An 11,595-nucleotide genomic window follows, 5' to 3' on the forward strand; every position below is an offset into this window, starting at 1 on the left:
CAATGGCGGGACCAGCGGGGAGAGGCAGGGCTGATGTCCGGCACGCAGTTGTACGACACCATCGGAGCCGCCTACACCGCGACGCGGCGCACCGACCCCCGCGTCGCCGAGCGCATCCTGGCAGCGCTCGGCGACGCCAGGACCGTGCTCAACGTCGGGGCGGGCACCGGCTCGTACGAGCCCCGTGACCGCCGGGTCGTCTCGGTGGAGCCGTCGGCGCTCATGCGGTCGCAGCGCGCCCCCGACGCGGCGCCGTGCCTGGCCGGGTCGGCGGAGAGCCTGCCGTTCGGCGACCGGTCCTTCGACGCCGCGATGACCGTCTCCTCCGTCCACCACTGGCGGGACCCGATCGCCGGGCTGCGCGAGATGCGGCGGGTTGCCCGGCGCGTGGTCGTGTTCACGCACGACACCAGCGAGGGCGGATGGCTGCGGCGGTTCTGGCTCACGCGCGACTACCTGCCGGAGGTCGCCGGCCTGCTGACCGGCCGCCCGGCGATCACCGAACTGGCCGGCGCGATCGGCGCCCGCACGGAGCCGGTGCCGATCCCGTGGGACTGCGCCGACGGCTTCTTCGAGGCCTACTGGCGGCGGCCGGAGGCGTACCTGGACGAGCGGGTCCGTCGCGGGATGTCGGTCTGGTCCAGGGTCGGGCCGGAGGCCGAGCGGCGCACGGTGCGCGCCCTGCGCGACGACGTCGCCTCCGGCCGCTGGGCCGAACGCAACCGGGAGCTCCTCGGCCTCGACGCGGCCGAGCTCGGCCTGCGCCTCCTGATCGCCTGAACGCGCGGGCCGCTAGGCGCCGGGGCGCTCGTCGTAGTTGAAGCCGAAGGCGCGCACGCCGGTCTCGGTGCGGGGCCGGTGGCTGGTGCGCGGCCCGAAGGCGACGTACGTGCCGGGGCCGTGGGTGCGCTCGCCCTCGATCAGCTCGCCGCTGACGACGAAGTACGCCTCGCCGTACGTCTCGTGGACGTCCACGTCAGGCCATTCGGCCCCCGGGGCGAGGTCGATCACCCACGTCCGGATGCCCGGCATGCCGGGGAGCGTCCGCACGACCACGCCGGGAGCCAGCTCGTACGGCGGGACCGTCTCGACGTCCACGGGGAGCACCTGCCCGGGTTGTACCTCCATGAGGTCCACGATCTCACAGGTCCAGATCTTTCAGCTCGCCGCGGGAGACGATGCCGAGCTTCGGGTAGGCCTTGTACAGGTGGTAGCCGACCGTCCGGTGGCTGAGGAAGAGCTGGGCGGCGATGTCGCGGTTCGACAGGCCCCGCGCGGCCAGCCGGGCGATCTGCAGCTCCTGCGGGGTGAGCGCGGAGGCCGCGCCTTCGGCCTGCTCGGCGGCCTGGGCGCCGGTGGCGGTCAGCTCGGCGCGGGCGCGGGCGGCCCACGGCCGCATGCCGAGCCGGTCGAAGACCTCCAGGGCGTCGCTCAGCGAGCCGCGCGCCTCGGCCTTCCTCTTGGCCCGGCGCAGCCACTCGCCGTGGAGCAGCGCGGTCCTGGCGTACTCCAGCGCGCGGCCGTCCTGGTCGTGGCGTTCGAGTGCCGCCGTGTAGAGCGCCTCGGCCCGGTCGTCGTCGGCGAGCAGCGCGCGGCAGCGCAGGACGAGCGCGTCGGCCCACGGCTGCCGGACCGTCTCGGCCCACCGTTCGAAGCGGGCCAGCGGCTCGGCGGCGCGTTCGGGCGCGCCCACCCGTACGGCGGACTCCACGAGGTCGGGGGTGGAGCGGGTGGCGCAGATGTGGTGGCGCATCGGCTCGCGGGTCAGGCGCTCGAAGCGGGCCAGCGCCGCCTCGGCGCGGCCGAGGCCCAGGTCGAGCAGGCCGAGCGACCAGTGCGCCCAGGGCGCGCCGGGGGAGACGGCCCCGGCTGTGGCGCCGGCCAGCCCCGCCTCGGCGTGGCTCCGGCAGGCCGCCTCGTCGCCCTCGGCGGCGGCGAGGTAGGCGAGCACGCTGCTGAACTGGCTGACCCACTGCTGCTGGCCGGTGTCGCGGGCGAGCCGGAGGGCCTCGGCGGCCGTGGCGAGCGCGTCGCGGTGCCGCCCGGTGAACACCTCGCCCTCGGCCACGAAGAACAGCACCGTGGGCAGCCGCCCGGCGCCGCCCCGGTCCCGCTGCTCGGCGGCGAGGGCGGTGGCCAGCTCGTAGGCGTCGGAGTCCTGGCCCAGCACGAGCGCCGCGCCGCAGAGGATCATCAGCACCTGGCCGGGGACCTCGCCCCGGCGCCGGATCGCGGCGAGCGTGCCGGCCAGCGGCGGCGGCCCGCCGGCCCGGCCCCGGTCGAGCCGGCCCAGCGGGTCGAGATGGACCAGGTACGGGCCCACGGGCGCGAGCGGGTCCGCGTCGTCCAGCGGCAGCGCGGCCAGCCGGTCCAGCGTGCCGGCGAGCTGCTGTTCGCCCAGGTACCAGGCGGTGTGCACGGCCTGGACGAGCAGCGTGGCGGCCTGGCCGGGGTCGGTGTCGCGGACGAGACCGGCGCCGTCGAGCAGCAGCCGGTGGGCGGCCGGGTAGGCGCCCTGCCAGAAGTCGGCGAGCGCGCGCACCTGCGCCATCCGCGCCCGGACCGCCGGCGGCCTGTCCGGCCCGGTCGCGCGGTCGCCGAAGGCGCGGGCGCGGTCCATGTCGCCGGCCTCCAGCGCCGCCTCCGCGGCCAGGGCCTCGCGGCGGGCCTTGGCGGAGGGGTCGGCGCTCAGCCGGGCGGCCCGCTCGTACGCGGCGGCGGCCGCCTCGTGGCCGCCGCGCTCGCGGGCGCGGGCGGCGGTGCGTTCGAGGGCGGCGGCGGCCTCCTCGTCGGCGCCGGTGGCGGCCGCCGCCAGGTGCCAGGCGCGGCGGTCGGCGTGCTCGGGCGAGCCGAGCGCGGCGGCGAGCGCGCGGTGCGCGGCGAGGCGTTCGCCGAGCGGCGCGCGCTGGTGGACGGCGGCGCGGATCAGCGGATGGCGAAAGCGGATCACGGTGCCGTCGGCGTCGCCGCGCACCACCAGGCCGGCCCGTTCGGCGGGGGACAGGTCCTCGACCGTGGCGCCCAGCTCGGCGGCGGCACGCAGGATCACGGCCAGCTCGCCGGTCTCGTCGGCCGCCGCCACCAGGAGCAGGCTCTGGCAGGCCGCGGGCATCCGGCTGACCTGGCCGTGGAAGGCCAGTTGCAGGCGGCCGGTGAGGGGCAGCGCGCCCGGCGCGAACGCGCTGCCGCCCTCGGCGGCCAGCGCGATCGGCAGCTCCAGCAGCGCCAGCGGGTTGCCGCCCGCCTCGGCGAGCAGCCGGAAGCGGACGGCGGGCGCGAGCGGATGCCGGTCGAGCAGGGCCGCCGCGGCCTCCGGGGCCAGCCCGGACAGGCGCAGCTCGGGCAGGCCGGGGGCGGGGAAGGAGCCTTCGCCGTCCCGCGCCGCGAAGATCATGACGATGCCCTCGGCGTGCAGGCGCCGGGCGGCGAACAGGAGCGCGTCCCGTGACGCCCGGTCGAGCCACTGCGCGTCGTCGACGAGGCACAGCAGCCCCGTCTCACCCGCGTGCTCGGCCAGCAGGGAGAGCGCGGCCAGCCCCACCAGCATCGGTTCGGAGCCCGTCGCGGGCCCGAGCCCGAACGCCCCCTCCAGGGCGGCGCGCTGCGGGCCGGGCAGCGCGCCGAGTGATCCGAGCGCCGGGCGCAGCAGCAGTTGCAGGCCCGAGAACGGCAGCTCCGCCTCGAACTCGACCCCCGTGCCGCGCACCACCCGCAGGTCGCCCGCGGTGGCGGCGGCGTGGTCGAGCAGCGCCGTCTTGCCGATGCCCGCCTCGCCGCGCAGCACCAGCGCCGAGCTGGCGCCGCCCCGGGCCGCCGTCAGCAGCTCGGCGATCGTGTCCTCTTCGGGCTTTCTCCCGTGCAGTTCCCCCGCGCCCATGCGCCCCATCCTGGCATTCTTCGCGAACCGGGTTCACCGCCTCCCCAGGCGCATCAGGGCGTTGCGCGGCCCGGCCAGGCGGCCCGCTCCGGCCAGGCGCGTCATCCAGCGCGAGGCGGTGACCATCCGCTCGGCCGCCGGACGCCGCCTGGCGTCGTACAGGCGCAGCGCCCCGGGCACGTCGCCGGGGTGGTCGCGCAGGCAGGCGGCCAGCGCGGCCGCGTCGAGCAGCGCCTGGCAGGCGCCCTGCCCGAGCGCGGGGGTCATGGCGTGGGCGGCGTCGCCCAGCAGGGCCACGTTGCCGGTCACGTACGAGGGCAGCGGCGGGGCGAGGTCGTGGACCTCGTGCCGCAGCACGGCGTCCGCCTCGGCGGCGGCGAGCACGCGCGGGATCGGGTCGTGCCAGCCGGCGAAGCGGGCGCGCAGGTCGCCGAGGGTCTCGCGCACCCCCTTCGGGGTCCGTACGGGCGCGTACCAGTTGGTGACGCCGGGGGACTGCGGCGTCATGCCGAACATCTGCCCGCGCCCCCAGGTCTCGCCGTAGTCCTGCGGCTCGAAGCCGTGGACGACGCCGCGCCAGGCGACGATGCCGGCGTAGCGGGGCCGGGTGGGGGCGGCGAAGAACGCCCGGCGCACCGCGCTGCGCACGCCGTCGGCGCCGATCACCAGGTCGTGGGAGTCGCGCAGCGCGGCGGGGTCGGTGATCTCCACGCCGGTGCTGATCGTCGCCGGGTCCACCTCCTCGACCAGCATCTCGATCAGCGACACGCGCGACAGCATGCGGACGGGCGCTCCGCCGCGCCGTTCGATGCGCTCCAGCGGCAGGTCGGCCAGGTGGCGGCCGTCGGGGGTGCGGATGCGGGCGTGCCGGTAGGGGACGGTGCGCTCGCGCAGCCGTTCGCCCAGGCCGAGGCTCGCCAGGGCGGCCTGGGCGTCGGGCCGGATGCCGAGAGCCGTGCCCTCGGCGACGATGCGCGGCCAGCGTTCGAAGATCGAGACCTCCCAGCCGATGCGGCGCAGGGCGATGGCGGCCGTCAGCCCGCCGACCCCGGCTCCCACGACGGCGGCTTTCCTCATTCTCATCACCCCAAATGTGGTACCACGTTTGTGGTGGTTGTGTCGAGCGGGAGAATGGGCCGTCATGGTGGAGAACAGGGACCGGCGCGACCGGCTGCGCGACGCGGCCATCGAGGTGCTGGCCGGGGAGGGCGGGCGCGGACTGACCCACCGCGCGCTGGACCGGGTCGCCGGGCTGCCGGAGGGCACGGCCAAGAACTACTTCCCGACCCGCGACAGCCTGCTGCGGGCCGCCGCCGAGCGGTGCGTGGAGCGCTACTGGAGCGACCTCCAGCAGGCCGAGGTCCACGACGTGGACGGACTGCTCGCGCTGCTGCGCCGCATGATCGACCGGGCGCTCACGGACAACCGGTCCCGCATCCTGGCCTACCTCGAACTGCACGCCGAGGCCGCGCGCAACGCCCAGGTGCGCGAGACCCTGGCCCGCCTCACCCGCGCCGACCTCGACCTGCACCTGGCCGCCCAGCGGGCCGCCGGGCTCCCGGCCACCCGGCACGGCGCGGCCACCGTGACGCTGGCGATCAACAGCGCGCTGACCTACCTGCTCACCCAGCCGCCCGACGTCCTGGCCGCCTACGGCCTCGACGACCTGGACGCCTTCCTGGCCCGCCTCGTCTCGACGGCCTACCCGCCCGCCTAGAGCGGCTCGTCGGCCAGATACGGCGGGGCGGGGTCGTACTGGATCTCGCGGCGGACGGCGCGCGCGTGGTCGCGGCCGTGCAGCCGGCCGACGAGCCACAGCGCGCTGTCGATCCCGGCGGAGACGCCCTGGGTGGAGATCACGTTGCCGTCCACGACATAGCGGGCGTCGCGGACGACGGTGACGTCCCCGCGCGCCTCCAGGGCGTCCTCGTAGGCCCAGTGGGTGGCCACCCGGCGCCCGCGCGCCGGTCCGGCGGCGTGGAGCAGGAAGGCCCCGGTGCACACGCTGGCCACCCAGGTGGCCTGCTCGGCGGTCTTGGCGATCCAGCCGGTGACGGCCGGGTTGTGCGGCTGGACCTCGCGGGCGCCGCGCCCGCCCGGCACGAGCAGGACGTCCAGCGGCGGGTTGTCGTCCAGGGTGCAGTCGGGCAGCACCCGCAGGCCCTTGCCGGCCCGGACCGGGCCGGGCCGTTCGGCGACGAGCACCGCGAGGTCGGCGTCGGCGCGCAGGATGGCGGAGGTGGTGAACACCTCCCAGGGCCCGGCGAAGTCCAGCTCCTCGACGTCGTCGAAGATCAGCAGTCCGTACGTGGTCACGGATGTCCTCCCGTGGTGGATCGGAAACGGTCTCGGTAGTCGGAGGGCGCGACGCCCAGGCGTCGGTGGAAGCTGCGCCGCAGGGTCTCGGCGGTGCCGAAGCCGTAGCGGCGGGCGATGACGTCGACGGGGTCGCCGCCGTCCTCCAGGGCCCGCTGCGCCGCCTCCACCCGGACCCGCTCGACGTAGGCGCCTGGCGGCAGGCCGAGCTCGGCGGTGAAGCGGCGTTGCAGGTGGCGGGGGCTGAGCCCGGCGTGCGCGGCCAGGTCGGTGATGTCGTGGCGGGCGCCGGGGTCGGCGTGGATGGCCGCCACGGCCCGGCGCACCGGGTCGGAGGAGGGCTGCGCGGACCACAGCCCCACGCTGAACTGGGACTGGTTGCCCGGCCTGCGGAGGAACAGCACGAGGTGGCGGGCCACCTCCAGCGCGGCCCGCTGCCCGTGGTCCTCTTCCACCAGCGCCAGCGCCAGGTCCATCCCGGCGGTCACCCCGGCCGACGTCCAGACGGGCCCGTCACGGACGAAGATCGGATCGGGGTCGACGGTGACCTCCGGGTGTTCGCGGGCCAGCCGCTCGGCCCTGGCCCAGTGGGTGGTGGCGCGGCGACCGGCCAGCAGCCCGGCCTCGGCCAGCAGGAACGCCCCGCTGCACACCGAGGCGACCCGCCGGGCGCCGCCGGCCGCGGCGGCGATCCAGCCGGTCAGCGCCGGGTCGTTCCTGGCCTCGTAGACGCCCCCGCCGCCCGCGACGACCAGCGTGTCGAAGCCGGCGGGCGGGAGGTCGGCGACGCCGTGGGAGGCGTGCACCGGCAGCCCGTGCTCGGCGCGGACCGGCCCGGGAACGGGGGCGACGATCGCGCAGTCGTAGCCTCCGGCGAGCTGGAACACCTCGTGCGGCCCGACCAGGTCGAGCGACTGGAAACCCTCGTAGATCACGAAGGCGATGCGGTGTGCTTGCACCCTTCCACGGTCCAGCCCGCACCCCGATGGCGTCAACGACACGCACCCCACAGATCGCGCCATCGGCCCTCGTCAGGGCGACAGGTGGGGGTGCCGCATCCGCCAGACGGTGCCGCGGGTGATGACCTCCTTGAACAGCGCGGAGGGCCGCCCGGTCAGGACGGGCCCGCTCGGGCTGTCGTCGGCGCGGGTGAACTGGGTGACGCCGTCGTGGCGGCCCAGGCTGATGTTCTGCCACACGTACCGGATCCGCGCCGGTCGCGGGGCGCGGCCGGTGAGCAGCGCGGCCGCCGCGTCGCCTGCCTGGAGGCCGAGCGGCAGGCCGGTCTGGCACGACATGCGCGAGCCCCGCACGGCGGCGGCGTCGCCGGCGCCGAGCACCTCCGGATGCGAGAGCGAGCGCAGGGTCGCGTCGACCAGCATGCGGCCGTGCTCGTCCGTGGCCAGCCCGCAGGCCGCCGCGAGCTCCGGGACGCGGAACCCGGCCGCCCACACCACCGTGTCGGCGGGCACCTCGCCGCCGTCGCGCAGGAGCAGCCCGCCGGGGCCGACCTCGGCGACGGGGGCGTGCTCGCGCACGGCGACGTCCAGCCGGTCGAAGGCCCGGCGCAGGTGGCGGCGGGCCCGCGGGGACAGCCCGGCCCCGATCGGGCCGCCGGACACCAGCCGGACCTCCAGTCCCGGGCGGGCCGCCTTGAACTCGGCCGCGGCCTCGATCCCGGTCAGCCCGCCGCCCACCACGGCGACCGACCGCGCCGCCGCGAGGCGGGAACGCAGCCGGGCCGCCTCGCGCTCGGTGGCGACCGTGTACGCGTGCTCGGCCAGCCCTTGCACCGCGCCGAGGTCGGCGCCGCTGCCGAGCGCGTAGACCAGCACGTCGTAGCCCAGCTCGTACGGGGCCGCGTCGAGCCGGACGACCCGGGCGGCGAGGTCGATCCCCGTCACCGTGGCCACCGCGAGCTCCACCCCGGCGCCGTCGAGCAGGCCGCGCAGGGGCAGGCCGGGCAGCCGCTGCCCGGCGGCGAGCTGGTGCAGCCGCACCCGCTCCACGAACCGGTCGGCCGCGTTCACCAGCGTCACCCGGGCCCCGGCGCCGCGCAGCCGCCGGGCCGCCCGCTTGGCCGCGCCCAGCCCGGCGTAGCCCCCGCCCAGCACGACGATGTGTCCTGTCATGGTTCCTCCCGTTCGAAGTCCCCACCTGAACCGGCGAGCCGGGCGATTCGTGACAGCGTCGCGCTGTGAGCGTGCTCACACGAGCTGGGCGGCGGCGAATGCCAGCTTGTCCGGGTTCACCATCGTCCGCACCGCGGCGACATGCTCGCCGGCGACCTCCACGGCCATGACCGCGCGCAGCTCGCCGTCGTGCCGCAGCAGCGCCGCGTACTCGCCGTTGACCTCGGCGATCACGGCCGTCACCGCCGCCGCCTCGGGACGGAGGCTGAGCCCGCCCAGGTAGCGCAGCACCCTGAGGCGCCCGCGCACCGGCCGCCGCGCCGCGGTCGAGCCGCCGCCGTCCGCCCAGGCGACGACGTCGGCGGCCAGCAGCCGTTCCAGGCCCGCCACGTCGCCGTCCAGGGTCGCGGCCAGGAACCTCTCGACGATGCGGCGGTGCTGGTCGCGGTCGGCGTCGAACCGCTTGCGCGCCGCGCCGACGTGCTCGCGCGCGCGGCGGTGGAGCTGGCGGGAGTGCGCCTCGCCGAGGCCGAGCATGGCGGCGATCTCGGCGTGGCTGTGCCCGAACGCCTCGCGCAGCACGAACACGGCCCGCTCGGCCGGGCTCAGCCGTTCCAGCAGGACGAGCAGGCCCAGCGACACCGACTCGCGCTGCTCGACGGTCTCCAGCGGCCCGAGCGCGCCGTCGCCGGTGAGCACGGGCTCGGGCAGCCACGGCCCCGCGTAGCTCTCCCGCCGCCGCCGCGCGGAGGCGAGCTCGTTCAGGCACAGGTTCGTGATCACCCTGGTCAGCCAGGCGGCCGGCACGTCGGCCCGGCCGGCCTGACGCCAGCGCAGGAACGTCTCCTGGACCAGGTCCTCGGCCTCGGCCGCCGAGCCGAGCAGCCGGTAGGCCAGGCCGAACAGCCTGGGCCGCTGCTCCTCGAACACGGCCTCCAGCGTCTCTTCACCCATCGCTTCCACGCGCCCGATGCTAGGCCGCCGGGTAGTTCGCGGCGCGAATTTGTTACGCTTGGCCGATGAGTGAGAATGTCGCCGGCGAGATAGGGGCGGTGGCCGCGCTGGTGCGCTCCACGTTCCTGGTCAATGCCGTGTACGTGGAGTCGGCCCGCGAATACGGCATCACCCAGCAGCAGGGTCAGTTGCTGTGCGTGCTGATGGCGCAGCCTTATGGCATGACCGAGCTGGGCGGGGTGCTCGGCCTGGCCAAGTCGAGCCTCACCGGCCTGGTCGACCGGACCGAGCGCAACGGCCTGGTGGAGCGCAGGCCCGACCCCGGCGACTCCCGGGCGGTGCGGGTGGCGCTCACCCGGCGCGGCGCCAGGCTGGCCGACGAGTTCTACGCCGAGACCTGCCGCCGCGTCGAGGAGCTGACGGCCGGGTTCACCGCCGCCGAACGCGACACGCTGGCTGCCCTGCTGGGCCGCGTGGTGACCGACAACCAGGTGCCGACCGTCTTCCTGGAGCCCGATCAGGTGCGCTGAGACGAAAGCCGGAATTTGCGGTTCGTGTCACGAACTAATATGGTTCGTGACACGAACCGCGAACTTCTTTGGGCGCGGCCTGAGGGAAAGGCATAACCATGTCCGCACATGACGTCGTCTTCGGCTTCGGCGCGCATTCCGGCATCGACGACGTGCCGGAGCTGTTGCGCATGGCCCAGCAGGCCGACCGGGACGGGCTCGACATCTTCACCCTTTCCGACCACCCGTACCTCGGCGGGCGCCTCGACGCCTACGCCGCGCTCGGCTTCCTGCTGGGCCGCACCGAGCGCATCGCGGGATTCGCCAACGTGACCAACCTGCCGACCCGGCCCGCCCCGATGCTGGCGCGGACGGTGACGTCGCTGTCGGCGCTGTCGGGCGGCCGCGTCGTGCTCGGCATGGGCGCGGGCGGGCTGTGGGACCGCATCACGGACATGGGCGTGCCCCGGCTGTCGCCGGGCGCGGCCGTGGACGCCTTCGAGGAGGCGATCGTCCTGGTCAAGCTGCTGTCCGGCGGCGGCCCTCCGGTCACCTACGAGGGAAACCACTACCGGGTGCGCCGCATCGAGCCCGCGCCCGTCGCCGCGCCGCCGGTGTGGACGGGCTCGGTCGGGCCGAAGTCGCTGGCCGCCACCGGGCGGGTGGCCGACGGGTGGATCCCCGGCCACGCGGCCGACTGGCTCAGCGAGCGCTACCGGACCTCGCGTCCCGTCATCGACGAGGCGGCGGCAGCGGCAGGCCGGGACCCGGGCGAGATCCGTACCGTGTTCAACCTGCCCGGCCGCATCACCGACCGGCCGCTGCCCGCCACCCGCGACCGCGACGGCCGGTGGATCGGCGGCTCGGTGGCGCAGTGGGTCGAGGAGCTGACCGGGGCGGTGCTGGAGCACGGCGCGTCCGGCTTCACGCTCTTCGACACCGGCCACGGCGCCGCCGACCTCACCCTGCTGGCCCGCTGGGGCCAGGAGGTCGCCCCCGCCGTCCGCGAGGCCGTCGCGAAGTAACCGCTCAGGCCCGGCCGGCGGGCCCGCCGTCACGGGTCCCACCGCCTCGGGCGCGGTCGGCGGCATCCAGGGCGGGGGCGAGGGGGGCGAGCGCGGCGCGAAGGAGGTCCGGGAGCGACCCGGACGGCACGACCAGCCCGCCGGCCGTGACGGACGAGACGGTCGCGCTCAGCCACTGGTCCAGCGCCACGCGGACCGCGGCGGCGACGCTCGCGGCGAGCACCTGCGCGGCGTGCTGATGCTCGCCGCCATCGCCGACGCGCGCGGCGATGGCCTCGGCGAGAGGGTGCTCGATCGCGGTGGTGGCCTCGACGAACGCCTCGCGCAGCGCGGGGCGGGTGGTGATCAGCAGCAGCGCGTCCCGGCCGGCGGCGTCCGGGGCGGTGTACTGGTCCACGACCGCCTCGATGACGGCGTCGGCGAGCCCGACATCGGCGGGCCGGGCGGCCACCGCCGCCGCCACCCGCGCCTCCCGCTCGCCGGTGACGGCGGCGACGATCGCCTGTTCGCGGCTGGAGAAGTAGTTGTTGTACGTCCTGGGGGAGACCCCGGCGGCCTCGGCGATGTCGTCGACGCGGACGTTGTCCGGTCCGCGTTCGAGCGCCAGGCGCAGGGCGGCCGTGCGCAGGGCGTCCCGGGTGGCCTGCTTCTTCTGCTCGCGCAGCCCCGTCCGTCTCGTCGTCACGCGCCCAGCATCCCACCTTTCGATGCGTGTACGCAAACTTGCGTGCGCGCACTTTTCTGGCCTAGCGTGAGCGTCCCATCCCACCGGAAGGACCCAT

Annotated in this window: 12 protein-coding genes; 4 read left to right on the forward strand and 8 right to left on the reverse strand. The window is 76.0% G+C overall.

What is annotated here, in order from left to right:
• The first annotated feature begins 33 nt into the window (after positions 1 to 33).
• Entirely contained in the window at positions 34 to 780 is a 747-nt protein-coding gene (locus AB0G11_RS22505) for a class I SAM-dependent methyltransferase (RefSeq protein WP_357587930.1), read from the forward strand.
• 12 nt (positions 781 to 792) lie between these two features.
• Here AB0G11_RS22505 and AB0G11_RS22510 read toward each other — a convergent pair whose 3' ends face one another.
• From AB0G11_RS22510 to AB0G11_RS22520, 3 genes are read right to left on the reverse strand one after another with little or no spacing between them, the layout of a single operon-like run.
• Positions 793 to 1,128 carry a cupin domain-containing protein gene (locus tag AB0G11_RS22510; RefSeq protein WP_219510771.1) on the reverse strand — a complete coding sequence of 112 codons (336 nt, stop codon included), beginning with the start codon at positions 1,126 to 1,128 and terminating at the stop codon, positions 793 to 795.
• A 13-nt stretch (positions 1,129 to 1,141) separates the two neighbouring features.
• The gene (locus AB0G11_RS22515) at positions 1,142 to 3,877 is read right to left on the reverse strand and encodes an AAA family ATPase (RefSeq protein ID WP_357587932.1); all 2,736 of its coding nucleotides are present in this window, start codon (positions 3,875 to 3,877) and stop codon (positions 1,142 to 1,144) included.
• A 33-nt stretch (positions 3,878 to 3,910) separates the two neighbouring features.
• Entirely contained in the window at positions 3,911 to 4,960 is a 1,050-nt protein-coding gene (locus AB0G11_RS22520; protein ID WP_357587934.1) for an FAD-dependent monooxygenase, read from the reverse strand.
• 58 nt (positions 4,961 to 5,018) lie between these two features.
• On the opposite strand from AB0G11_RS22520, the gene AB0G11_RS22525 reads away from it, so the two are divergent.
• Positions 5,019 to 5,594: a TetR/AcrR family transcriptional regulator gene (locus AB0G11_RS22525; protein WP_357587936.1), complete on the forward strand. Its 576-nt coding sequence runs from the start codon at positions 5,019 to 5,021 to the stop codon at positions 5,592 to 5,594.
• Here AB0G11_RS22525 and AB0G11_RS22530 read toward each other — a convergent pair.
• The 4 genes from AB0G11_RS22530 to sigJ all read right to left on the reverse strand — a co-directional run bounded on the left by AB0G11_RS22530 (position 5,591) and on the right by sigJ (position 9,279).
• Entirely contained in the window at positions 5,591 to 6,193 is a 603-nt protein-coding gene (locus tag AB0G11_RS22530; RefSeq protein ID WP_219507593.1) for a DJ-1/PfpI family protein, read from the reverse strand. The genes AB0G11_RS22525 and AB0G11_RS22530 overlap by 4 nt on opposite strands.
• Positions 6,190 to 7,152: a GlxA family transcriptional regulator gene (locus AB0G11_RS22535; protein WP_308125859.1), complete on the reverse strand. Its 963-nt coding sequence runs from the start codon at positions 7,150 to 7,152 to the stop codon at positions 6,190 to 6,192. The genes AB0G11_RS22530 and AB0G11_RS22535 overlap by 4 nt, the downstream gene beginning before the upstream one ends.
• Positions 7,153 to 7,224: 72 nt before the next feature.
• Positions 7,225 to 8,325, reverse strand: a complete 1,101-nt coding sequence (locus AB0G11_RS22540) for an FAD-dependent oxidoreductase (protein WP_219507595.1) — start codon at positions 8,323 to 8,325, stop codon at positions 7,225 to 7,227.
• Positions 8,326 to 8,400: 75 nt separating this feature from the next.
• Complete coding sequence (gene sigJ / locus AB0G11_RS22545) at positions 8,401 to 9,279, reverse strand: RNA polymerase sigma factor SigJ (RefSeq protein WP_219507716.1); 879 nt, start codon at positions 9,277 to 9,279, stop codon at positions 8,401 to 8,403.
• Between the two features lie 65 nt (positions 9,280 to 9,344).
• On the opposite strand from sigJ, the gene AB0G11_RS22550 reads away from it, so the two are divergent.
• Positions 9,345 to 9,809: a MarR family transcriptional regulator gene (locus AB0G11_RS22550; RefSeq protein ID WP_219507596.1), complete on the forward strand. Its 465-nt coding sequence runs from the start codon at positions 9,345 to 9,347 to the stop codon at positions 9,807 to 9,809.
• A 98-nt stretch (positions 9,810 to 9,907) separates the two neighbouring features.
• Positions 9,908 to 10,813 carry an LLM class flavin-dependent oxidoreductase gene (locus AB0G11_RS22555; protein ID WP_219507597.1) on the forward strand — a complete coding sequence of 302 codons (906 nt, stop codon included), beginning with the start codon at positions 9,908 to 9,910 and terminating at the stop codon, positions 10,811 to 10,813.
• Positions 10,814 to 10,817: 4 nt separating this feature from the next.
• Here AB0G11_RS22555 and AB0G11_RS22560 read toward each other — a convergent pair whose 3' ends face one another.
• Positions 10,818 to 11,498, reverse strand: a complete 681-nt coding sequence (locus tag AB0G11_RS22560; protein ID WP_357587938.1) for a TetR/AcrR family transcriptional regulator — start codon at positions 11,496 to 11,498, stop codon at positions 10,818 to 10,820.
• Positions 11,499 to 11,595 lie beyond the last annotated feature (97 nt).

Source organism: Nonomuraea sp. NPDC023979 (genome assembly GCF_040639085.1).
Taxonomy (GTDB): domain Bacteria; phylum Actinomycetota; class Actinomycetes; order Streptosporangiales; family Streptosporangiaceae; genus Nonomuraea; species Nonomuraea ceibae.